Raw genomic sequence first — 22120 nt, 5'->3', positions numbered from 1 at the left:
ATTTGAGTTTGAATATGAAAACTCCTAATTTTATACACAACAAAAAACCAGAGAAGCTAGCTTCTCTGGTTTAAATATTTTTTTAACTGTCAACCTATTTTAGGACGACTCATTAACATAAACACTAATCAATATACTTTCTTTATTACAATGAATGATATCTTTATCTAAATTCAACATTACTCCTTCAGAGATATTTTCTTCACCTATTCTTACACTACCTTTAACAACATAGACTAAACTTTCTTTTTTTGCTAGATACAAATCATCTTGTGACAAATAAATTACATCTATCTGTGTAGAATTCCTATCTCTTAATCCGTATACATTTGTTATTAACCCTTTCTCAGCTCTGTGAACTCTAAAACTCGATTTCTGTTCTATTTGTTCTGGTAACAGCCAGAGCTGCAACATTCTTGTTGTAGTAGTTCCTTTATTTATTTCATTATGCAAAAAACCTTCTTTTCCAGATTTTTGCACTTGAAAATCTAATGATTTTAAACTAATTCCATGCTTAAGAGAACCTTCATGATCTAACTTCCCTTCAACTACAAAAGTTAATACATCTATATATTGATGTGGGTGTAATCCAGTCTCAACCCCTTCTCCAAACCAACTATCAGCAAAATACACTAGGTTTCCAATACCCTCCCAAGTTCCTTTCTTTACTCCAGATTTAGGTCCAAATTTAGAGTTAACAACCAATCTCTTCTGCACAATACCATGAAAACCTCCCGTTTCAATTGTATTTCTATCTAATAACTGTAATATATTTCCCATAAATAAAACTTGATTTAAGTTTAGTCTCGCTTTAAATTGAAAAATTACAGTAGTAAATGTTAAAGATTTAAAAGAAACCGCAACTCAGAAGCTTTACATTTATTGAGTTGCGGCAAAAATTGAATTAATAAGATATAACACCTCGATTTACCCCAAAAATGATTTGTGTTATAAGAAGTTTTCAATTTTTTAGCTAAGTAATTTCATGATTTAAATAAACCCTTAAACATTTAAATCCAATAGCTTTAAGTTTATTATAAAAAATAAACACAAACTGTATAATCAAAAAAATGAAAGCTAAATAGCAATTACTTTCATAGCTGTAGTAAATATATGAATTAGAATTTAATGACTTTGTTAATGCAATACTAAAATTACATCATAAAAAAAGGAAACAGCTTATTTAATAAACCATTTCCCTCTCCCAAGTGTTAATAATCCTGTAATAATCCCTCCTCAAATTTACTAAAACAAAAACTTTAGAAGACTAAAAAACAGTTAAATAGCTATAAAAGAATAGTTAAAATTAACATATGTTAAGACGAATGGTTTATTTTAATAGTTGAATTACAGTCTACAAATAGAGAAAATAAGAATAGTTTAGTATATTTATTAAACATAAATTGCTTTACATGAATGAACTAATAAACAAAATTTCTGAGGAAGATTTACAAGAATTAAAAAAAGCTAAACAACTATTAGAAAATCCTGGAATTGCTATCAAATTAAGCAATATTATAGGAAACCCTATACAAAAAGGATTTGAAGTTCTTCCTAAAAATTGGAATGAAAAATTAAGCGATATTACAAAGTCTTCACTTTTAAAAGCAGCTGATGCAGCTATTTTCACCATTAAAGATAAAAACATAAACAAATCTAGTAATTTAATGCATAAAATAGCTGTTGGAGCTACAGGTACTATTGGCGGACTATTTGGTTTAACTGGCTTAGCTGTAGAATTACCTTTAACAACTACAATTATATTAAGATCTATTGCAGATATTGCACGTTCTCACGGTGAACCTGTAAAAGAAATTGACACTAAACTTGCTTGCTTAGAAGTCTTTGCTTTGGGTGGAAATAGTATAGAAGATGACAACTTAGAATCTAGCTATTATGCTACAAGAACTTTTCTTTCAAACTCAATAGTACAGACTAATAAATTTGTTGCCGAACATGGTGTTTTTCATGAAGGAACTACTGTATTTTTAAATATCATTGGTAAAATTGCAGAGCGTTTCGGAATACAAGTTACTGAGAAAACAATTGCCCAATCTGTTCCTGTAATTGGTGCTGCGGGAGGTGCGTTAATAAATACTTTATTTATTACTCATTTTCAGGAAATGGCTACAGGTCATTTTACAGTTAGAAAATTAGAACGTAAATATGGAAAAGAATTTATAAAAGAGCTTTATAATCTTAAAAAGTAGTTTTGTTAATTTTTTATTTCTTAATATAAATTAAGAAAATTAGATAAAAAGCTTTCTATTTTATAATCACACTAACTTTATATTAACACACCATTAGTATAAAAACACTTTCAGTGAGAATAGTTTTGACATCGTAAAAACCAATTAAATTTATTTATTATGAAAAAACTATTACTCTTTAAATTTCTCATTTGCATTTTTGCTATGAATGCACAAGACAATGAGGGGAAACTTGCTATTGAAAAAGGAACATGGAACGTTGGTGGACAAATATCTTTATACACCAACAATAACAAACAAGAATCATCTACTCCAACAGAAACTAATAGTTTTGGTTTTAATATGAATCCAAGTGTTTCTTATTTTTTAGATAAAAACCTCTCTGTTGGTTTAACTTTAGGGTATGGATATAATGAAAGTAAAAACATAAACGGTACTAATGAAAATTTAAATTTTAGAAATTCATTCTCTTTTATTCCTACGATAAAAAAGTTTTTTCCTTTAAGTAAGAGCTTAGCTTTATCTCTAAAAGGAGAAATAGGTTACACTTATGCTAAAAGCGACGCATCTAGCTCACCAATTGAATATATCCAAAACAATTATAGCGCATCTTTAAGACCAGGTATTGATTTTTTTATCACTAAAAAATTAGCACTACAAGCAAATCTTGGTGTTCTTCAATACTCTTACTCTAATAATAAAAGTAAAAATTTATCAGTTCCTGAAATTATAGAAAATAAAAACCATAATTTCAACTTTCTCTTGAACTCTTCAAATATTTCATTTGGATTATCATATTATATGTAATTAATTAAAAACCCCAATAAACCAAGTTTATTGGGGTCTTATTAATTCAAATAATTTTCTTCTTTTCAAGCTACACTAACAATCCTTTGTAATGGAATTAAAGTAGATTTTTTAAGAATTACTGCTTTATCTGTAATTCCCCACACTGTGGTTTCTACTCTTTTGTACCCATCTTGATCCACAAAAACAATTTTTACTTTTTGTCGTTCTAGATTTCCAAGTGATAACGCTCTATTCAACTCTAACTTTCTGTTAATTTGATCATTTCTCTGCGCTAAAACTTCTGTTTTTGGGAACTTAAAATACTTTATTTGTTCTTTTTCAACATTTTGTACACTATTACTTAATTTCATATGGGGTAGGGATTAAAATTAATTAAAGAATAAAGTGTTACATAACACGTTATTGCAATATAAGATTAATATTTTACATTTTTACAACACAATAGTCTATAAAAAAACATTAACCTAACAAAAAACACTAATCATTTAGATAACTTTAACAAAAACTATTTTTTATTAAGCTTTTCACAAAACACATTTAAAGCTCTTTCGCGAGAAATAGACTAAACCTTGAATTTCTTAAAAATCAAGGATTTTTAATTTAAATTATTTTATTATGAAAAAACAAATTTTAAATCTAGGTAAAGCTTTAAAAAAAGCTGAACAAAAAGAAGTTAATGGAGGAATGCTTAATCAGATTCAACAATTATGCTTCGGTACAGGAACTGGAGGAGCTAGCTCAGAAGGTTACTCATCTGCTTGTATAGGTAAACCAGTAGGAACTAAATGTACAATAAACGGATATTTAGCTGCTTGTTCTAATAAAAAAGGTGGTTTTTGGTACTACTAAGAACTAAATTTATTTAGAGCATGAGATAATTTCAAACTTTTTATTGGAGCTAACTACAGTTACTTCAGTAAAAAGTTTTTTTAAATGCACTTTATAATTCAAATGCTTGTTTGCTACTAAAACAAAACGACCTCGATCTTTTAAACAATCTTTAACTTGATAAAATAAATTTAGACTGATTTCTATATTATTTTCATATTCAAAATGAAAAGGAGGGTTACTCACCGCTAAATCAAAGTTATTTTTCTTTAATGTGAGTAAATTATTGTCACAAATAAATGTTGACTTTTCTTCTGGTAAATTAAATTTTGATGATGCTATGGCTAAATTAAAATCATCAACAAGTGTTAGCTCACAATTCTCATTTAACTTTAATAATTCACGAGCTATTATTCCATTACCAGAAGCTACATCTAAAACCTTAACTTCATCTTTTCTAACTTCTAAATTCTCCAATAGAAACTGTGTTCCTATATCTATACTTTTAGACGAGAAAACACCATAATACTGATTTAATACATCTCCTTTCCAAGAAACTTGATTGATAAACTTTTTTTCATTGATCAATTCTTTTTTAGGATTTTTTAATATTAGTAATCTAGCTTTTTTCCATGCTTTAGTTTGCTGAATGTCGCTAAAATAATTTTCAGCAATTTTAAGATAAGAAGTACTAAAATATTTGGTCATAAAACAACATACAACTTCTGTATTATCTTCTGATGCTTTATGAATTTTAGCTAAGAAAAGTTCAAACAGTTCCAGAGATTTAGGTATTTTAACCAAAGCACAATTTATAGTTCCATATTCTTCTAAAGGATGGATAAATGATGAATCGTCTACCTCTATTCTATTTAACTGTAAATTCTTTTGAATAGCTTTTCTCTGACTAGCATACGTCCAAACCGTTTTAACAGGTTTATTTTTTAATAAACAATTCCACACCCCGAAACGGTCATTAAAAATATGATAATGACTAAAGTTTTTATCTTCTAAATAATTTAAAGCTAAGAGTTCTGCGTTACTCCAAGCTTTTAAAGAATTATCTTTTGTTTCTGGATATCTCTGTAATTGATATACTGTATTTTTAAATGCTAAAGTTGTTTCCAAAAATATGTTTATAATACTAGTTTTCTGAAAAATAAATTTGTTCTAAAGAGCTTAAATCACCTGCTTTATTTCTTCTAAAAACATCTTTGGCTGTAATATCATTAATAGAAGATTTTCCCATAGCAGAAACCAATTCCTTCAATGCTAAAATGGTCTTTGCATGATAATTTTTTACTCTTACATTTTTATCTTCTACGACTAAAGCTTCAACTAAATCTTCATCTTGAGTTGCTACACCAACTGGACAAGTATCTAAATTACATTCACGAGCTTGAATACAACCTAAACTCAACATAAAACTTCTAGCCATTCCAATAGCGTCGGCTCCTAAAGCTTTAAACTTTACAATATCGAAAGCATCAATAGCTTTTCCGCTAGCTATAATTTTAATTTGATCTTTCAGCTTATATTTAATCAGCATTTTGTTTACAAAAGCAAGTCCTTCTAATAGAGGTGTTCCCACATAATTAGAAAACTCTAATGGTGCAGACCCTGTTCCTCCTTCTCCTCCATCTACAGCTATAAAATCTGGATAATTATTTGCATCTGCAAAAGCTTTTATCATTTGTTCTATTTCTTCATTATTCCCGACACAAAATTTAATACCAATAGGTTTTCCATTACTTAATTCACGTACTTTTTGTAAAAAAGTAATCATCTCATTAAAATTAGAAAATGAAGAATGTGAAGGTGGAGAATCTACTCTAGTAAAGGGCTCTACTGAACGTATTTTCGCAATTTCCTCTGTATTCTTTTTAGCAGGTAAAATTCCACCGTGACCAGGTTTTGCACCTTGAGATAATTTAATCTCGATCATTTTAACTTCTGGTCTTATTGCATTTTCTCTAAATATTTCATCGTCAAAATGGCGCTTACCATCTATTGTTTTTCCTGCTCCAAAATAACCTGTACCTACTTGAAAAATTAGATCTCCTCCTTGTAAATGATAAGGAGAAATTCCGCCTTCTCCTGTATTATGTGCAAATGCTCCCATTTTGGCTCCCTGATTTAAAGCTTTAATCGCATTCTTACTTAAAGAACCAAATGACATTGCAGAAATATTTATAATAGAGCTTTCATATTTTTGAGAACATTTATCTGAACCAAAAACAATATTTTCTCCTTCTATTTTATGATGATCTGTAGGGAACAAAGAATGTTTTACAAATTCATATCCTTTTTCGTAAACATTATGTTGAGTTCCGAAAGGAACTGTTTCAACTTCCTTTTTTGCTCTTTGATAAACAATACTTCTTTTCTCTCTATTAATTGGTGTACCATTTAAATCATCCTCTATAAAATATTGCTGAATTTTTTCTCTTTCTTCTTCAAAAAACCAACGCAATCTCGCAATAATTGGAAATGCTCTCATTAATGAGTGATTTTTCTGAATAAATGCATCGTAAAAAGCTAATAAGGTAAAGGCTGAAGCAATAGTTAATAAAATGTAATTACCTAAATCAGGAATAAAGTAAACCAATACCCCACATAAAAGATTAATTAAGATTACTACCGCTAAAATGGTGTCTCTCATTTTCTTGAATTTTTGTTAGTTTACAGGCTAAGATACAAGATTTATACAATAAAAAAGCACTAACAATGTTAGTGCTTTTTATATTTCTATGTTTGAAAAGTTTATTTCTTAAACTTTGCGTATTTGTTCTTGAACTTATCGATACGTCCTGCAGTATCTACTAACTTAGACTTACCTGTGTAGAATGGGTGAGATGTTCTAGAAATTTCTAATTTAACTAATGGATACTCTACTCCTTCTACTTCAAGAGTTTCTTTTGTATTAGCAGTAGACCTTGTTAAAAATACATCTCCGTTCGACATATCTTTGAAAGCCACCATTCTATAATTTTCTGGGTGTATACCTTTTTTCATCTTTAAAACTTTTAATTTAGTGTGAATTTGTTTAAAATTGGTAAGGTTTTAAACGCCTTCAAGTAAAATCAAAAACCTGCAATGGCTATTTGAGGGTGCAAATTTAACCCTTTTTTTTAAATTCCAAACAAATAAATTGTTTTATTTGTAGTATAATTAAAGAACTAATACACTCAACTCAACCTTATATGAAAATTTCATGTTTTTCTGGTATTATAATCGCTTTAGCTTTCACCCTAACTTCTTGTAGTGAAAATAATTATAAATTTAAATTACAAAATAAGAAGAAGGTAGCTTTAGGAGAAAAAGTTCAGATAGATTTAAATGAATTAAACGGTAAAAAAGCAGATAGTATTCAATTATATTTTGGAAAAAAGCAGTTAACCTTAAATGAAAACAAAACAACTGTTAATACTTCTGATTTCGGAATTGGAAAACATGACATTACTGCACTTGCTTTTGTTCCTGGTAAAGTAAAAAAGATTCGTTCTTCAATAGAAGTTTATTCGAACGTTACTCCTAAAGTATATAGTTACAAAATTGTAAATACATATCCTCACGATAAAACTTCATACACTCAAGGTTTAGAATATCATAATGGTTTTTTATATGAAACTACAGGTAGAAGAGGAAAATCTAGATTACGTAAATTAAATATAGAAACAGGTGAAGTTCTTCAACAATATGATCTTAGCGATAAGTATTTCGGGGAAGGTATGACAATTTTCAATAATGAAATTTTTTGGTTAACCTGGCAAGCAAGAAAAGGTTTTGTTTTTGATTTAGAAACATTTAAACTTAAAAAAGAATTTCCTTACGAGAATAGTTTTGAAGGATGGGGATTATCTCACACAGAATCTGAATTAATCAAAACAGATGGAACCAATACTATTTGGTTCTTAGATCCTGCTACCCAAAAAGAAAAAAGAAATATTCAAGTTTATGCCTTAAAAAAGCCTATTGATAAACTTAATGAAATAGAATATGTTGATGGTAAAATTTACTCGAATTACTGGAAGACTGGTAAAGAAATAAAACCTACAATTGCAATAATTGATGCTAAAAGTGGAATTGTTGAAGCTTTAATTGATATGAAAAGCTTAAGGCAAACCATTTTAAGAGAGCAAAAATTAGAAACAGATGATGTATTAAATGGTATAGCTTACGATACTAAAAACAACCGTTTATTCGTTACAGGTAAACACTGGAGTAAATTATTTGAAATTGAAATCATAAAAGAATAAAACTATGACCAAGCTAATACAGACTGTTTTAATAATCGCACTTATAACTATTGTTAGTTCTTGCAGAAAAGATTTCAGCACTGTTCCTAGCTTTGGTAATTTAGAATTCTCTAGAGATACAGTTTTTTTAGATACTATTTTTACAAATATAGGATCTGCTACTTATAATTTAAGAGTATATAACAGAAGTGATAAAGCTATTACAGTTCCTGAAATTCGATTAGAAAATGGAGCAACTTCTAATTATCGTTTAAATGTAGATGGAGTTCCTGGGAAAATGTTTCAAGACGTAGAAATATTAGCTAAAGACAGTATTTTTGTTTTTGTAGAAACTACCATCGATTTTAGTGCCATTCCAGATCCACTTTATACAGATAAAATTCTTTTTGATACAGGTACAAATCAACAAGATGTTGATTTAGTAACTCTCGTTCAAGATGCAACTTTTATTTTTCCTGATAGAGATCCTATATCTATGGAAATTGACAACCTTTCTTTAGATGGTCAATTAACAGCTATACAAGGACGATTTTTAGAAGACAGTGAACTTACTTTTACCAAAGATAAACCTTATGTTATATATGGCTATGCAGCTGTTCCTGCTAATAAAACTTTAACTATTGAAGCTGGTGCGAGAATTCATTTTCATGATAATTCTGGTTTAGTCATAGATAAAGATGCAACTTTAAAAGTTAATGGTACATTAGACGAAAAAGTTGTTTTTGAAGGAGATCGTTTAGAAAATTCTTTCAGTAGAGTTTCAGGACAATGGGGTACTATTTGGATGCGAGCTGGAAGTAGAGATAACGAAATAAACCATGCTCAAATAAAAAACGGAATTATTGGAGTTTTAGTTGATAGTTTAGAAACCAATTCAACACCTACATTACGTTTAACTAATACAGAAATTTATAATCAAACCAGTTTTGGTGTTTTTGGAAGACAAGCAAATATTGTTGGAGAAAATGTTGTTATTGGTAATGCCGGTCAAGCTTCTTTCGCTGGAACTGTTGGTGGAGCTTACAACTTTACTCATTCTACTTTTGCTAATTATTGGAATAGAAGTTTACGTCCTTTGCCTGCTGTTTTAGTAAATAACTTTTTTACTTTTCAAGATGAAAATGGACAAGAAATTATTGAAACTAGAGATTTAACTGCTGCTAATTTCACCAACTGTATTATTACAGGAAATAATAATATTGAGTTTCTTCTAGATCATGTTGAAAGCGGTGATACTTTTAATTATTCTGTTCAAAATTCTTTAATTCAATTTGATGATTTCAACAACAATTTTCAAAATAACAATGAATTAAATTTTAGTGATACTTCTCATTATTTAAATATTATCTTAAATGGTAATGCTGATTTTAAAGATACTAGTAAAGAAGAATTTATAATCGGAAGTAATAGCGACGCTATAGGAAATGCTTTACCTACATCTGTAACTTTAGATCTTTTAGGTGTAACAAGAACTCCTAATCGAGACATTGGTGCGTACCAACATATTACTTTCAACTAAGCTATATTTCTTATTGATCTAAGGAAATACTACCATTCATCGAAATACTCACAAATCAACTAAGCTTTATAATATCTTTATATCAAAGTTTGTTTCATTATAAATTATTTATAGTAGTTAATTTGGTTTGTAAAAAGAACTATTTATTGCTTACAAGAAATGAATAGTTCTTTTTTAATTTTAAATAGAAATTAAACATAGAAAATATATATAGGTTTACAGTTTCGGGGGGAATATGTAAACAAAATAAAAGAAGCTAATTAATTAGCTTCTTTTATTTTTATAAAAAATCTTGAACTCGTTTTAAAAAAACCTCTTTATCATCTACAATAAAAGCTAAATGATCAGTTTTTTTATTAGTTCCATAAAAGTAATTATAACTGATTTCTTCCTTAAATTCAATAATCATATTTGCTCCTGTTAAACTTCCTAAAAAAGAAATATGATTTAATTTTTCAATGTCATTAATACTTCTTATAGTTTTAATATTTTCTATATCTATTTCTGCTTTACCTAAAAAACCAAATCTTAAATATAACTTTTGGTTATCGTCATCAAAAAAAATTGGTCTACTTCTCATTGATTTTATTAAAGCAATAATCTGAACTAATGTGTAAATACTTAATCCGCTAATTATCCATGCTAAAACCAAATTCCTTTCAGCTATTAACATGTGTAAAACGAAAGTTTCTATTAAAATAATTAACAGAATTCCTATACAAATACCTGTGTAAGTACCCTCTTTATGATATGTAAATTCATTATTCTTTATATCTGTAGATTTCCATTTAAAAAAAGCATAATAAAAAACTGTTATTTCTGTAGCTAAAAAAGATGCTATTTTACTGGGGAAAACTTCTAAACTTGCAGCATGAATTGTCTCAAAAAAACCATAATTCTGTACGTTATTGTTTTTATATCCTTGATATAGTTTTCTAGTTTTTATTAATATGGTAGAAAAAATCACTAACTCTAAAATTGGAATTATGTATGATTTCACCAACTTTAATATCCCTTGATTTTCAATCGGAATTAAAAAACTAGAAAGCAAAACCCCTAACACAAAGACAGAAACTACAGTAAACTTATGAATGTCTTTTTTTCGAATTAGCAAAAAATATATTAAAGGAATAGTAAATAAGAAATCTATTATTAAGTATGGAGCTAAATTAGAATTAGATTGAAAATGTAGACTTAATACTATTAGCGATACTAGAAATAATAACGGTATTAAGAAAAAATTATATCTACTTAAAAATGGAGTCATTTTAATCATAACTAAGTAATTTTTAATTTCATCTATAAGTCTATTCTTATCATAAAAAGTTACATAAAAAACTAAAAAAAATGCACAAAAAAAAGCTTTTACATTTTATGCAAAAGCCTCTACTTATAACATCTATTTTTTTTGTTTATTTTTTATAAACCTCTCCGTTTTTCATAACAAAAACAACATTTTCAATTGTTTTTACATTTTTTAAAGGATTCTCATTTACAGCAATAATATCTGCAAAAAAACCTTTCTGTACTTGTCCGATTTCATTCTCCATTTTCAAAATTTTTGCATTTGTTATTGTAGCAGATTGTATTGCTTCAATTTCAGGCATTCCTGCTTCCACCATATATCCAAATTCTTTTGCATTTTTCCCATGTTTAAATACTCCTGCATCAGTTCCAAAAGCAATCCCTACTCCTCTTTTATAAGCCTTTGCAAAAGTTCCTTGAATTTGAGGTCCAACTGCCAAAGCTTTAGGTACAACAATAGCAGGATAATATCCTTCTATTTTGGCCTTTTCTTCTACTTCTTTACCTGCAGTTATCGTAGGAACTAAATAAGCATTATACTTTTTCATCAAATCCATCGTAGCTTCACTCATATAAGTTCCATGTTCAATAGTTTTTACACCTCCTATTACAGCGCGTTGCATTCCAACATCTCCATGAGCATGAGCAGCTACATGCATTCCGTAATCTTTAGCTGTTTGACATATTGCTTTAACTTCTTCAATAGTAAACTGAGGATTATCTCCACTTTTTGCTACACTCAACACACCTCCTGTAGCCGTAATTTTTATACAATCAGCTCCATTTTTATAACGTTGACGTACAGCTTTTTTTGCATCTTCTACACTATTAACAACACCTTCTTTTGGACCAGGATTTCCAATTAATACCCTTCTACTACCATTTGTCGGATCTGCATGTCCTCCAGTAGATGCAATCATTTTACCAGCTGTAATTACTCTTGGACCTGGAATCTTTCCTTTATTAATTGCCTTACGTATTGAAATATTCACACCAGTTCCTCCTAAATCTCTAACTGTTGTAAATCCTTTTAGTAATGTTGTTTTAGCAAAACCTACAGAGTTAAACGCAATATCTGCTTCATCTAAAATATAACGATCTAAACGAGTTGTGGGTCCAAATTCATTTTCAATGTGTACATGCATATCAATCAAACCCGGAAGTACATACTTGTTTTTTAAATCAATTGTTTTATCCTTTTTACTTTTAGGTTTCACATAACCAGAAACTACATCTACTATTTTATTTTTTTCAATAATAATGGTTTGTTTAGATTGTAATTCTCCAGTTTTAGTATTTAAAAGGTTTCCACAAAAAATATATGTTTTTTGAGCAAAAACAGAACTTTGTAAAAACACTAATACATACAATAAAAAATATTTTCTCATTAGTATTTAGTTTTTTGGGAGTTAAATAACCAAAGTTATAGTAAAAATCTAAAAGTTGTATACTTTAAAATAATATTGCATTTTTACGTTTATTATATAAGTTTCTATGGATTTCCTTAATCGTTTACAATCAGAAAGAAAGCGTTTTACATATTTTGGAAAAGGTGGTGAATTTGCCGTTATTTTCTTTAAAAATCTATTCTTAACTATTATTAGTTTTGGTTTGTATTATCCTTGGGCTAAAGTTGAACGTTTAAAATATCACTATCAATCGACAGAATTAGATAAGGCTAGATTCGCTTTCCATGGAACAGGAAAAGAAGTTTTTAAAGGTTTTATTAAAGTATATATTTTCTTACTTCTACTTTATTTTTTCTTGATTTATGGAGTTGTAAGTAATAATCCTACAACATTTGGTATTTCTATTGGAGTATTTTATCTTTTTATTATTCTATTGATTCCTTTTGCAATTCATGGAGCAATGCGATATCGTACTTCTAGAAGTTCTTGGAAAGGTATTTATTTTAAATATTTAGGTGATCGAATGGAGTTATTCTGGAAATGTTTAATTGGTATGTTATTAACCATTTTAACTTTAGGAATTTACACTCCTTGGTTTGCTGTTGATATTCGTAAGTATATTTTTAGTCATTTACGTTTTGGAAATTTATCATTTGACTTTAAAGGTGAAGGAAGCACTTTATTTTGGATAAACCTTAAGTTCTTTTTCTTATTCTATTTAACATTAGGTATATATACTTTCTGGTATTACAAAGAGTTACTAGCTTTTTATGCAAATAATACAGAGATTACTCAGAACGGCAGAAAAGTTAAGTTTTCTTTAGATATGAAAGCCGGTGATGTTTTTGAACTTGTAATTGTAAACTTTTTACTAATCACTTTTACTTTTGGAATCGCTACACCTTGGGTTATTATTAGAACTCATAAATTTATGTTCCGTTTTTTACAAATAGAAGAAGGTTTAGACACTAATAGTATTAAACAAGTACAATATGATGATTATGATAATGCTGCTGGTGATGATTTCTTAGATTTTTTAGATATTGATTTAATATAAAATGCAATTTTCTGCGACTTACTTTGATGGAATATCTTCTGCTTCTCACGAAGTAAATATTTATACTAATCCTCATGAATGGAAAATCAGTATTGCAGATCAAAATAAATTGAATGAATTTTCTAAAACTATTATTTGGAAAACAAATTCTATCAAAAAATCAGAGGTTTACACAAAAGATTTAGTCGCTTTTACTTATGGAAATACTTTTCCTTTTCAAAGAATTGAAAGTTCAGATAAAGAATTCATAAAATATGTAAATGACAAAAAAGAATTCAGTAATCAACTTGATGTAAAACTACATAAATCAATAGGAAAATCGATTGCATTTTTACTCTCTGGAATTTTAAGCTTTTCCTTAATCTTATACTTTTGGGTTTTTCCTTTTGTAGCAGTAAACTTTGCTAAAAACTTAGCTAAAGAAAATGTAATAACCTTTGGTAATTATGTATATAACAATTTAGCTAACACTTTACATATAAACGAAGAACAATCAGAAAAATTACAAGATTTTGTAAATACTTTACACATAAAATCTGAATTTCCAATCCAAGTAAAAGTATCAACAAGTAATCAATTAAACGCATTCGCTATTTCAGGAGGTACCATTGTGGTTTACTCTGGATTGTTAGAAAAAATAGAAAGTGAACATCAATTAACTGCCTTAATTGGTCATGAAGTTTCGCATATTGAAGAGCGTCATATTTTAAAGAACCTAGCTCGTGATATTTCAGGTTCTATATTTTTCTCAATAATTTTTGGAGACGCAAATGGAGTTACTAGCATTTTTAAAGATAACGCTCATCGCTTTTCTCAATTGTCATTTTCAAGAAGTTTAGAAAAAGAAGCTGATCTTTTTGGTTTAGAATTAATGAAAGACAATCATCTCGATTTGAACGGAATGCATGAATTATTCAAAATTTTGAAAGAAGAAACTTCTGCATACACACCGAAATACTTAAGTTCGCATCCAATATTAGATGATCGAATTAAATATTCGAAGGAAATAGCTGATAAAGAAAATAACATCGTAAATAACTCTTTGCTAAAAGAAAAGTGGGATATATTAAAGCATAGTTTAGATTAAAATACAAAATACATGAGTAAACATATTGTTATAACAGGAACTAGTAGAGGAATTGGCTATGAATTAGCATTACAATTTGCTAATAGCGGACATAAAGTTTTAGCTTTATCAAGAAGTACAAATTCTTTAGATAAAGTAAACCATGAAAATATAACTACAATTTCTACTGACCTTTCTAAAGAAGATGATATTATAAATGCAGCAAATTTTGTAGAAAAAGAATGGAGATCTGTTGATGTTTTAATCAATAATGCCGGTATGCTAATTAATAAACCTTTTAGCGAATTAACTACCGATGATTTCCTAAAAGTGTATCAAGTAAATGTTTTTGGGGTTGCATCTCTTACAAAAAATTTACTCCCTTTTATGAAAGCTGGAAGCCATGTTGTAACAGTAAGTAGTATGGGAGGAATACAAGGCAGCATGAAATTCCCTGGTTTAGCAGCATATAGTTCTGCAAAAGGAGCGGTAATTACATTATCTGAATTACTAGCGGAAGAATATAAAGAACAACAAATCGCTTTTAATGTTTTAGCTCTTGGAGCTGTACAAACTGAAATGCTAGAAGAAGCCTTTCCTGGTTATCAAGCTCCCTTAAAAGCTATAGAAATGGGTGATTATATTTTTAATTTTGCTTTAACTGGAAATAAATTTTATAATGGAAAAGTACTTCAAGTTTCAAGTTCTACTCCATAGCTTGTATTCAAAATATATTTAACATTTAATTACCAGCTTTTTCCAGTTTCAAAACATATTATTGTATTGAATTATCTACAGTTCTATGAATTACACAGCTTTCTGGAAATATTATGTTGATGTAAACTTTTTAAACTTTGTATTTTCTTTAGTACTTTTTTTATCAACTAGTTTATTTTGGGCTATTATCAACTTCTCTTCTTTTGGAGTGTTAATTGGATACTGGGGATTTCATCTTTTTAAAGAAAATGAATACTACATGTATTATAATTTAGGATTTACAAAAAGAAAATTACTTTCCAATGTTTTCCTGTTCAATTGGATCTTTATTCTTCCTGTTTTATTAATACTTTTAATTATTAAATAATGAAGTTAGAAGTTTCAAAAATTAACCTCTCTTTTGGTAACAAAAAAATTTTGAATAATATTAGTTTTGAATGCAGTACAGGAGATATTATTGGTGTTTTTGGAAGAAATGGATCTGGTAAATCTTCATTACTAAAAACTATATTTGGCACTATTAAAGCCAATGAAATTTTAATTAAAATAAATAATAAAAGTACACTAAAAGAAAAGGTTATATCAGATAAACTTATAGCTTACTTACCTCAAAATACATTTTTACCGAAAGAAAAAAAAGTAAGAGATATTATTCCTTTATTTTTTAACAAATCTAAAGACCAAGAAAAAATCTTTTACGATACCAAAATAGCTTCTTTTGAAAAACAAAAAATAGGAACTCTCTCTATAGGTGAATTAAGATATCTAGAAATTTTATTGATTGGAAATTTAAATCATCCTTTTCTATTATTAGACGAACCTTTTTCTATGGTAGAACCAAATTACATAAAGATTATTTCTGACTTACTTTTAAAACTAAAACAAGAAAAAGGGATTATCATTACAGATCACTACTATAACGACGTATTAAAAATTACTAACTTAAACTTCATATTAAAAGATGGAGAAAAATTTTCAATTCAAAACAAATCTGATTTAATGAAATACAATTACTTATCTAAAAATTAAATTCAGTCATAACTCATAGGAAAAACCCCTTACTTTTTTCAGTGAAAAGCATTTGAAAAAAATCTACCGTAATACTATTTTTGAATGTCTATAATTTTTAAATGTAGTTGTTTATTTAATTAAACATTACAGTAAGAATTAAAAAAAGTTTTTTCATTTTAATAGCCTAAAACTAGCATAGAGTTAATTTTTATCATAGTTTTAGGCTTTTGTATTTATAGCAAAAAAAAACTATAACTTTTTCTTATTTAAGAATTTAAAAAAATTGAGAACAACACTTATAGCATATATTCCTGAACAATCTATTCCTTTGGTAGAATACTTGATCAAAAAATATGCTATAAACCTTAAAATTGTAAATGAACGACAAACTAAACACGGAGATTTTAGAACATTTACAGATGGAAGAACTCAAATTACAGTAAACAATAATTTAAATAAATATCAATTCCTTCTCACTTTAGTTCATGAAATCGCACATCATGTTACTTATAAAAAGTTCGGTAGAGTTCAACCCCATGGAAAAGAATGGAAAACAGTTTTTCAGCATTTAATGCTTCCATTTTTACGACCAGATATTTATCCAAATCATATACTTCCGTTATTAGCTAATCATTTTAAAAACCCTAAAGCCAGCACAGATTCTGACCCTAAATTAGCTTTAGCTTTAAAAGGAAACACAGCTAAAAATGGAAAGAATTTTGTTTTTGAGATCCCACAAGGAATGTTATTCCAATACAAGAAAAACACCTATAAAATGGGAAAAAAGCGGAGAACTCGATTTGAATGCTTAAATTTAAAGAACAATAAAGTTTATCTCTTTAATCAAAATATAGAAGTTTCAATTGTTAAATTGACATAAAAACACACCCACTATGACTAAAAACTATTATGCTATTATTATGGCAGGAGGAGTTGGATCTCGATTTTGGCCTGTTAGCACACAAAAGTTCCCCAAACAATTTCATGACATGCTAGGAACTGGTCAATCCTTAATACAAAGAACATTTGAACGCATTAACGAACTTGTACCTACTAATAATATCTTAATTGCTACTAATACAAATTATGAAAAATTAGTACTACAGCAATTACCTCAACTTAGTAACAAACAGCTACTATTAGAACCTGTAATGCGTAATACTGCTCCATGTATCTTATATGCTGCTTTAAAAATTTACAATCAGAATCCTGATGCTGTGATGCTAGTAGCTCCTTCAGATCACTGGATAAAAGATGAAGGTGAATTTTTAAGAAATATTAAAACCTCTTTTGAAGCTTGCTCTAAGGAAGATATTTTAATGACTTTAGGAATTCAACCAGATCATCCTAATACAGGTTATGGGTATATTCGTTATGAAAGAAATTCCACAGAAATAAAAAAAGTAACTAGATTTACAGAAAAACCAGATTTAGAAACAGCTCAACAATTTTTAAATAGTGGAGATTACTTATGGAATGCTGGAATTTTTGTTTGGTCTGCAAAAAGTATCATTGAAGCTTTTAAAACATATTTACCAGAAATGGTAGATATACTTGATGATGGAAACAAAGCTTACAATACTGATTTTGAAGATGACTTTATTAAAAGCAACTACGAAAAATGCGAAAATATTTCTATAGATTTTGCCATTATGGAAAGAGCTAACAATGTTCATGTTCTTCCAGTTGATTTTGGTTGGAACGATTTAGGAACTTGGGGATCTCTTTATGGTAAACTAAAGAAGGATGAACAAGAAAATGCTGTGGTAGGTGCTAATGTTATTTTTAGAGATGCTAATGGAAATATGATTCGTACTCAGAATGGGAAGCGTGTTGTTATTCAAGGATTGCAAGACTTTATTGTTATTGAGAAAAAAGATGTTATTATGATTTGTCCAAGAAAAGACGACCAGGATATTAAGCAAATCATGGCAGAAGCGAGAGATTCTTTTGGTAAAAAATATGTGTAACTAAATAATATACAATAGCCTCAAAATGTCATTTTAAAATTATATTTAAGATGGCATTTTTTATTTGTATTGACTAACAATCTCTTCAAAGAAAGGGAAATAATATTCTGGAAGATAAGCTCCATTTTTTCTTCCTAAAACTTCTCCTTTTGAATTAATTAAAATTATAGTAGGAAAAGAACTTTGATCATATCTATGACTTAATTCTTTATTTATTTTTCTATTATCTTGACTTATTAAATCTCTATTTCTTGGAAAATCTGCTGCATACAAAACCAAATTTTCAGTGGCAAACTCTTCAAACTTTTCTGTATGAAATAAGTTTTTATCTAAATTGATACATGGACCACACCAATCAGATCCTGTAAAATATATTAAAATGGGTTTATTTTCTGCAGTTGCTTTTTCAATAGCTGCTTTCATTGTAGGTGACCAAATGTTTTTCTCAACTTCTGTTTTCATTTGACATTCTTGTTGAGCTTGTAAACCAATAGTTACCGAAAAAACTAATAATAAAGTGTAAATTATTCTTCCCATTATATTCATTTTATATGTGCTGGGGAGCAAAAACAATGCCAATATACAAATTTAACTTTTTATAAAACCTGTAATATCAGATACAAAAGACTCCTCTTCAGCTAAGAATTTTGTTTCTATAGCAATGTATAATAAGTTCGAAATTCTTCCTTGTAACCTCATGTAATCTTTCTCTGTAGTTAAAATCAATTTACTCTCTGAAGCAATAGCATCGAAAGTCATCTCTATTTTAGAAATATCTGAGTTTGTAAAGTTATGGTGATCTGGAAAGTTAATATGAGTAAACTTTAGTTCTTTCTTTTTTAAATATTCTAATAGAGGATTAGGATTTGCTATTCCTGTAACCAAAACAAAATCTTTATCCTTTAATTCTTCAATAGTTACACTTTCATTTCCTTTTAATTGTTCATTATAGCCTATTGTAGAAAAATATACTTTTTGATTATTACTCACCTTTAATCTCTTTCTAACAGCAAGCTTTTTAGCTTCAGAAAGATCTTCAGTACACTTGGTTACAATGATAACATTTGCTCTTTTACTACCTCTCCTACTCTCTCTTAAATTTCCTGTTGGCAGTATAAAATCATCACTATACAACTCATTAAATTTTGTTAGCAATATATAATAACCTGCTTTTACTTTTCTATGTTGAAAAGCATCATCTAATAAAATTAAATCTGGATTAACTTTAGATATCAACTGTTGTATTCCTTCAGTTCTATCTGCATTAACAGCAATTGTAACATCTTTTTTAAATTTTGAGAAAAACTGTAGAGGTTCATCTCCCACATCTTCAGCACTATGAGTATCATTTAATATGATAAAGCCTTTAGTTTTCCTCTTATAGCCTCTACTTAAAACCGCAACTTTATAATCATCTTTCAACAAACGAATTAAATATTCTATTTGAGGAGATTTTCCAGTTCCTCCAGTGCTTAAATTTCCAACAGCAATAACAGGCAAATTAAACTCTGTAGAAGTAAAAATTCCTTTATCGTAAAATAAATTACGGAGAGTAGTTATAAAATCATAAATAATTGCAAAAGGAAATAATAGATATCTAATGGCTTTCATTAGAGCGAAAATACATTAAAAATATTAACTTTACCCTTAGGAAAACAGATACTATGATCGTAAGAGATATTACAAATTATATAGAAGAATTAGCTCCTTTAGCTTATGCTGAGGACTTTGATAACGTAGGATTATTAGTTGGAAACTACAATACTAAAGTAACTGGTGTTTTGGTAACTTTAGACACTTTAGAAAAGACTGTAGATGAAGCTATTGCGAAGAATTGTAATTTAATTGTAAGCTTTCATCCTATAATTTTTGGTGGCTTAAAGAAATTGAATGGAAATAATTATGTAGAACGTGTTGTTTTAAAAGCAATTAAAAATGATATCGCTATTTATGCTACTCATACGGCTTTAGATAATTCTAATAATGGAGTTTCTGCAAAAATATGCGAAGTTTTAGGTTTAGAAAATACTAAAGTCCTAATTCCTAAAAAGAAACAAATTAAGAAACTAACTACTTATGTGCCAAACAAAAATGCTAATGAATTAAGAAATACTTTATTTGAAGTTGGCGCTGGGAACATAGGAAATTATGATAAATGCTCTTTTAATATTGAAGGAAAAGGTAGTTATAGAGGAAACGAAAACTCAAATCCTACAATTGGAAACAAAGGAATATTACATTTTGAAGAAGAAACTTGTATAAGTGTTACTTATGAAAATCATTTAGAAGGGAAAATTTTAAATGCATTACATAAAAATCATCCATATGAAGAAGTGGCTTATGAAATTATCACATTAGATAATAAAAATCAATTGGTAGGAATGGGAATGATTGGTGAACTTAGTTTTCCTATGGAAGAGACTGAATTCTTAAAATTTGTAAAGTCTACTTTCAAAACTGGTTGTGTTAGACATTCTGAATTACTAAATAAACCTATACAAAAAGTAGCAGTTTTAGGAGGTTCTGGAAGTTTTGCAATTTCTAACGCAATACGAGAAAAAGCAGACGCATATATAAGTGCAGATTTTAAGTATCATGAATTTTATAAAGCAGAAAACAAGATTTTACTTACAGATATTGGACATTATGAAAGTGAACAGTATACAAAAAACCTTTTAGTTGATTATCTTACAAAAAAATTCACTAATTTTGCAATTATTTTAAGCGAAGAAAATACAAATCCAATACATTATATTTAAAGATGGCAAAAAAAGAAGTAACGGTAGAACAAAAGTTAAGAGCGTTGTACGACTTACAGTTAATCGATTCTAGAATTGATGAAATTAGAAATGTTCGCGGAGAATTACCTTTAGAAGTAGAAGATTTAGAAGATGATGTTGCCGGATTAAATACTAGACTTTCGAACTTAGCGCAAGATATCTCTAATTTAGATACTGATATTAGTAACAAAAAATTAGTTATTGAAGAAGCTAAAGCTTTAATTAAAAAGTACCAAGAACAACAAAAAAATGTTCGTAACAATAGAGAATTTGATTCTTTAAGTAAAGAAACTGAATATCAAGAATTAGAAATTCAGTTAGCTGAAAAGAGAATCAAAGAATTTAAAGCTAAAATTACACAAAAGAAACAAGTAGTTGAAAACACTAAAGAAAAGTTAGCACAACAAGAAGGACACTTAAATGCTAAAAAATCTGAATTAGACGCTATTTTACAAGAAACTGAAAAAGAAGAAAAGTTATTACAAGAGAAATCTATTGAGTTTTCTGAGTCTATTGACAAGCATTTATTAACTGCTTACAAAAGAATTCGTAATAAAGTAAAAAACGGATTAGCTGTTGTATCTATTGAGCGTGGAGCTGCTGGAGGTTCTTTCTTTACTATTCCACCACAAGTACAGTTAGAAATAGCTAATAGAAAAAAAATTACAATTGATGAGCACAGTGGTAGAATCTTAGTTGATGCTGCTTTAGCTGCTGAAGAGAAACATAAAATTGATAATTTGTTCTCTTAATCAATCATAAAAATATAAAACAATAAACCTCGAAATAATTCGAGGTTTTTTTGTTTTGTAGACTACTAATTTTTAAAATCCACAAATGATTGACTATTTTGACAATTCAACCTACAAACTATTTAAAACTAAAGCCTTATATTTATAATTGAAAATAAAAAAGTAAAATTTATGAAAAAAACAATCCTACAATTAGGAAGAACTATTCCTAAAAAGCAACTACAATTTATTTTAGGTGGTAATGACACAAACGAATGTAGTTATGGAACTTGCCCTAACAATCAAACATGTTATCAAAGAATTGCAAGCTCAAGCACTTTTTGTTCTTCTGAATCTCAAAATTTCATTGCTACACCAGTTCCAGAACCAACACCAAAAATTCAAGGCCCCGGTTTCCCAAGATATACGGATTAAAGAACAAAAGCCC

24 protein-coding genes are annotated in these 22120 nt (G+C 28.4%); 15 read left to right on the top strand and 9 right to left on the bottom strand.

Annotation, left to right across the window (positions count from 1 at the left end; all coding sequences use genetic code 11):
* Positions 1-99: 99 nt before the first annotated feature.
* Entirely contained in the window at positions 100-780 is a 681-nt protein-coding gene (locus Q1A46_RS18995) for a pirin family protein (RefSeq protein ID WP_299682866.1), read from the bottom strand.
* A 632-nt stretch (positions 781-1412) separates the two neighbouring features.
* Between Q1A46_RS18995 and Q1A46_RS18990 the strand changes: the two genes are divergently transcribed.
* Together Q1A46_RS18990 and Q1A46_RS18985 are read left to right on the top strand one after the other, a co-directional pair.
* Positions 1413-2210 carry an EcsC family protein gene (locus Q1A46_RS18990; protein WP_299682864.1) on the top strand — a complete coding sequence of 266 codons (798 nt, stop codon included), beginning with the start codon at positions 1413-1415 and terminating at the stop codon, positions 2208-2210.
* A 159-nt stretch (positions 2211-2369) separates the two neighbouring features.
* Positions 2370-3017: an outer membrane beta-barrel protein gene (locus Q1A46_RS18985; RefSeq protein ID WP_299682862.1), complete on the top strand. Its 648-nt coding sequence runs from the start codon at positions 2370-2372 to the stop codon at positions 3015-3017.
* A gap of 65 nt (positions 3018-3082) precedes the next feature.
* On the opposite strand, the gene Q1A46_RS18980 is transcribed toward Q1A46_RS18985, so the two are convergent.
* Positions 3083-3370 (bottom strand): hypothetical protein, encoded by a 288-nt coding sequence (locus tag Q1A46_RS18980; RefSeq protein ID WP_299682860.1) that lies wholly within the window; start codon positions 3368-3370, stop codon positions 3083-3085.
* Between the two features lie 265 nt (positions 3371-3635).
* On the opposite strand from Q1A46_RS18980, the gene Q1A46_RS18975 reads away from it, so the two are divergent.
* Complete coding sequence (locus Q1A46_RS18975; RefSeq protein ID WP_299682859.1) at positions 3636-3869, top strand: hypothetical protein; 234 nt, start codon at positions 3636-3638, stop codon at positions 3867-3869.
* Positions 3870-3878: 9 nt separating this feature from the next.
* On the opposite strand, the gene Q1A46_RS18970 is transcribed toward Q1A46_RS18975, so the two are convergent.
* From Q1A46_RS18970 to Q1A46_RS18960, 3 genes are all read right to left on the bottom strand, one after another.
* Positions 3879-4976, bottom strand: a complete 1098-nt coding sequence (locus Q1A46_RS18970) for a methyltransferase (protein ID WP_299682857.1) — start codon at positions 4974-4976, stop codon at positions 3879-3881.
* A gap of 16 nt (positions 4977-4992) precedes the next feature.
* Positions 4993-6510, bottom strand: coding sequence for an FMN-binding glutamate synthase family protein (locus Q1A46_RS18965; RefSeq protein WP_299682856.1), 1518 nt, complete (start codon positions 6508-6510; stop codon positions 4993-4995).
* A gap of 101 nt (positions 6511-6611) precedes the next feature.
* Positions 6612-6863: a type B 50S ribosomal protein L31 gene (locus tag Q1A46_RS18960; RefSeq protein ID WP_100925256.1), complete on the bottom strand. Its 252-nt coding sequence runs from the start codon at positions 6861-6863 to the stop codon at positions 6612-6614.
* A 188-nt stretch (positions 6864-7051) separates the two neighbouring features.
* On the opposite strand from Q1A46_RS18960, the gene Q1A46_RS18955 reads away from it, so the two are divergent.
* Both Q1A46_RS18955 and Q1A46_RS18950 read left to right on the top strand, forming a co-directional pair.
* Positions 7052-8107, top strand: a complete 1056-nt coding sequence (locus Q1A46_RS18955; protein ID WP_299682855.1) for a glutaminyl-peptide cyclotransferase — start codon at positions 7052-7054, stop codon at positions 8105-8107.
* Between the two features lie 4 nt (positions 8108-8111).
* Positions 8112-9626, top strand: coding sequence for a hypothetical protein (locus tag Q1A46_RS18950; protein ID WP_299682852.1), 1515 nt, complete (start codon positions 8112-8114; stop codon positions 9624-9626).
* Positions 9627-9906: 280 nt separating this feature from the next.
* Here the strand turns inward: Q1A46_RS18950 and Q1A46_RS18945 are convergent, their stop codons facing one another.
* Together Q1A46_RS18945 and Q1A46_RS18940 are read right to left on the bottom strand one after the other, a co-directional pair.
* Positions 9907-10902, bottom strand: coding sequence for a hypothetical protein (locus Q1A46_RS18945; RefSeq protein WP_299682803.1), 996 nt, complete (start codon positions 10900-10902; stop codon positions 9907-9909).
* Positions 10903-11038: 136 nt separating this feature from the next.
* Complete coding sequence (locus Q1A46_RS18940) at positions 11039-12319, bottom strand: amidohydrolase family protein (RefSeq protein ID WP_299682800.1); 1281 nt, start codon at positions 12317-12319, stop codon at positions 11039-11041.
* Positions 12320-12425: 106 nt separating this feature from the next.
* Here Q1A46_RS18940 and Q1A46_RS18935 point away from each other — a divergent pair, with 106 nt between their 5' ends.
* From Q1A46_RS18935 to Q1A46_RS18905, 7 genes are all read left to right on the top strand, one after another.
* Positions 12426-13397, top strand: a complete 972-nt coding sequence (locus Q1A46_RS18935; RefSeq protein ID WP_299682797.1) for a YjgN family protein — start codon at positions 12426-12428, stop codon at positions 13395-13397.
* A gap of 1 nt (position 13398) precedes the next feature.
* Positions 13399-14484, top strand: coding sequence for a M48 family metallopeptidase (locus Q1A46_RS18930; protein WP_299682795.1), 1086 nt, complete (start codon positions 13399-13401; stop codon positions 14482-14484).
* 12 nt (positions 14485-14496) lie between these two features.
* The gene (locus tag Q1A46_RS18925) at positions 14497-15180 is read left to right on the top strand and encodes an SDR family oxidoreductase (RefSeq protein WP_299682792.1); all 684 of its coding nucleotides are present in this window, start codon (positions 14497-14499) and stop codon (positions 15178-15180) included.
* 85 nt (positions 15181-15265) lie between these two features.
* The gene (locus Q1A46_RS18920; protein WP_299682789.1) at positions 15266-15547 is read left to right on the top strand and encodes a hypothetical protein; all 282 of its coding nucleotides are present in this window, start codon (positions 15266-15268) and stop codon (positions 15545-15547) included.
* Positions 15547-16209 carry an ATP-binding cassette domain-containing protein gene (locus Q1A46_RS18915; protein WP_299682786.1) on the top strand — a complete coding sequence of 221 codons (663 nt, stop codon included), beginning with the start codon at positions 15547-15549 and terminating at the stop codon, positions 16207-16209. Before Q1A46_RS18920 ends, Q1A46_RS18915 begins: the two co-directional genes overlap by 1 nt.
* Before the next feature lie 265 nt (positions 16210-16474).
* Positions 16475-17071, top strand: a complete 597-nt coding sequence (locus tag Q1A46_RS18910; protein WP_299682783.1) for a SprT-like domain-containing protein — start codon at positions 16475-16477, stop codon at positions 17069-17071.
* 13 nt (positions 17072-17084) lie between these two features.
* Positions 17085-18161 carry a mannose-1-phosphate guanylyltransferase gene (locus Q1A46_RS18905; protein WP_299682780.1) on the top strand — a complete coding sequence of 359 codons (1077 nt, stop codon included), beginning with the start codon at positions 17085-17087 and terminating at the stop codon, positions 18159-18161.
* Positions 18162-18221: 60 nt separating this feature from the next.
* On the opposite strand, the gene Q1A46_RS18900 is transcribed toward Q1A46_RS18905, so the two are convergent.
* Complete coding sequence (locus Q1A46_RS18900) at positions 18222-18698, bottom strand: thioredoxin fold domain-containing protein (protein ID WP_299682777.1); 477 nt, start codon at positions 18696-18698, stop codon at positions 18222-18224.
* 51 nt (positions 18699-18749) lie between these two features.
* The gene (gene lpxK, locus Q1A46_RS18895; protein ID WP_299682774.1) at positions 18750-19772 is read right to left on the bottom strand and encodes a tetraacyldisaccharide 4'-kinase; all 1023 of its coding nucleotides are present in this window, start codon (positions 19770-19772) and stop codon (positions 18750-18752) included.
* Between the two features lie 53 nt (positions 19773-19825).
* On the opposite strand from lpxK, the gene Q1A46_RS18890 reads away from it, so the two are divergent.
* The 3 genes from Q1A46_RS18890 (at position 19826) to Q1A46_RS18880 (ending at position 22107) form a co-directional block, all read left to right on the top strand.
* Entirely contained in the window at positions 19826-20920 is a 1095-nt protein-coding gene (locus Q1A46_RS18890) for a Nif3-like dinuclear metal center hexameric protein (protein ID WP_299682771.1), read from the top strand.
* Between the two features lie 2 nt (positions 20921-20922).
* Positions 20923-21693, top strand: a complete 771-nt coding sequence (locus Q1A46_RS18885; protein ID WP_299682768.1) for a zinc ribbon domain-containing protein — start codon at positions 20923-20925, stop codon at positions 21691-21693.
* A 171-nt stretch (positions 21694-21864) separates the two neighbouring features.
* Positions 21865-22107 (top strand): hypothetical protein, encoded by a 243-nt coding sequence (locus tag Q1A46_RS18880; RefSeq protein WP_299682765.1) that lies wholly within the window; start codon positions 21865-21867, stop codon positions 22105-22107.
* The last annotated feature ends 13 nt before the right edge of the window (positions 22108-22120 follow it).

The sequence above is a fragment of the uncultured Tenacibaculum sp. genome (assembly GCF_947502995.1).
Lineage (GTDB): Bacteria > Bacteroidota > Bacteroidia > Flavobacteriales > Flavobacteriaceae > Polaribacter.
This window is presented reverse-complemented; position numbering and strand designations above follow the sequence as displayed.

Excerpts from the sequence above, each read along its gene's own strand:
- Q1A46_RS18900 (WP_299682777.1), bottom strand. The coding sequence starts at position 18,698 with ATGGGAAGAATAATTTACACTTTATTATTAGTTTTTTCGGTAACTATT.
- Q1A46_RS18940 (WP_299682800.1), bottom strand. The coding sequence starts at position 12,319 with ATGAGAAAATATTTTTTATTGTATGTATTAGTGTTTTTACAAAGTTCT.
- Q1A46_RS18955 (WP_299682855.1), top strand. The coding sequence starts at position 7,052 with ATGAAAATTTCATGTTTTTCTGGTATTATAATCGCTTTAGCTTTCACC.
- Q1A46_RS18935 (WP_299682797.1), top strand. The coding sequence starts at position 12,426 with ATGGATTTCCTTAATCGTTTACAATCAGAAAGAAAGCGTTTTACATAT.
- Q1A46_RS18980 (WP_299682860.1), bottom strand. The coding sequence starts at position 3,370 with ATGAAATTAAGTAATAGTGTACAAAATGTTGAAAAAGAACAAATAAAG.
- Q1A46_RS18990 (WP_299682864.1), top strand. The coding sequence starts at position 1,413 with ATGAATGAACTAATAAACAAAATTTCTGAGGAAGATTTACAAGAATTA.
- Q1A46_RS18945 (WP_299682803.1), bottom strand. The coding sequence starts at position 10,902 with ATGATTAAAATGACTCCATTTTTAAGTAGATATAATTTTTTCTTAATA.
- Q1A46_RS18995 (WP_299682866.1), bottom strand. The coding sequence starts at position 780 with ATGGGAAATATATTACAGTTATTAGATAGAAATACAATTGAAACGGGA.
- Q1A46_RS18905 (WP_299682780.1), top strand. The coding sequence starts at position 17,085 with ATGACTAAAAACTATTATGCTATTATTATGGCAGGAGGAGTTGGATCT.
- Q1A46_RS18880 (WP_299682765.1), top strand. The coding sequence starts at position 21,865 with ATGAAAAAAACAATCCTACAATTAGGAAGAACTATTCCTAAAAAGCAA.
- Q1A46_RS18950 (WP_299682852.1), top strand. The coding sequence starts at position 8,112 with ATGACCAAGCTAATACAGACTGTTTTAATAATCGCACTTATAACTATT.
- Q1A46_RS18885 (WP_299682768.1), top strand. The coding sequence starts at position 20,923 with ATGGCAAAAAAAGAAGTAACGGTAGAACAAAAGTTAAGAGCGTTGTAC.
- Q1A46_RS18930 (WP_299682795.1), top strand. The coding sequence starts at position 13,399 with ATGCAATTTTCTGCGACTTACTTTGATGGAATATCTTCTGCTTCTCAC.
- Q1A46_RS18965 (WP_299682856.1), bottom strand. The coding sequence starts at position 6,510 with ATGAGAGACACCATTTTAGCGGTAGTAATCTTAATTAATCTTTTATGT.
- Q1A46_RS18890 (WP_299682771.1), top strand. The coding sequence starts at position 19,826 with ATGATCGTAAGAGATATTACAAATTATATAGAAGAATTAGCTCCTTTA.
- Q1A46_RS18960 (WP_100925256.1), bottom strand. The coding sequence starts at position 6,863 with ATGAAAAAAGGTATACACCCAGAAAATTATAGAATGGTGGCTTTCAAA.
- Q1A46_RS18915 (WP_299682786.1), top strand. The coding sequence starts at position 15,547 with ATGAAGTTAGAAGTTTCAAAAATTAACCTCTCTTTTGGTAACAAAAAA.
- Q1A46_RS18925 (WP_299682792.1), top strand. The coding sequence starts at position 14,497 with ATGAGTAAACATATTGTTATAACAGGAACTAGTAGAGGAATTGGCTAT.
- Q1A46_RS18975 (WP_299682859.1), top strand. The coding sequence starts at position 3,636 with ATGAAAAAACAAATTTTAAATCTAGGTAAAGCTTTAAAAAAAGCTGAA.
- Q1A46_RS18985 (WP_299682862.1), top strand. The coding sequence starts at position 2,370 with ATGAAAAAACTATTACTCTTTAAATTTCTCATTTGCATTTTTGCTATG.
- lpxK (WP_299682774.1), bottom strand. The coding sequence starts at position 19,772 with ATGAAAGCCATTAGATATCTATTATTTCCTTTTGCAATTATTTATGAT.
- Q1A46_RS18920 (WP_299682789.1), top strand. The coding sequence starts at position 15,266 with ATGAATTACACAGCTTTCTGGAAATATTATGTTGATGTAAACTTTTTA.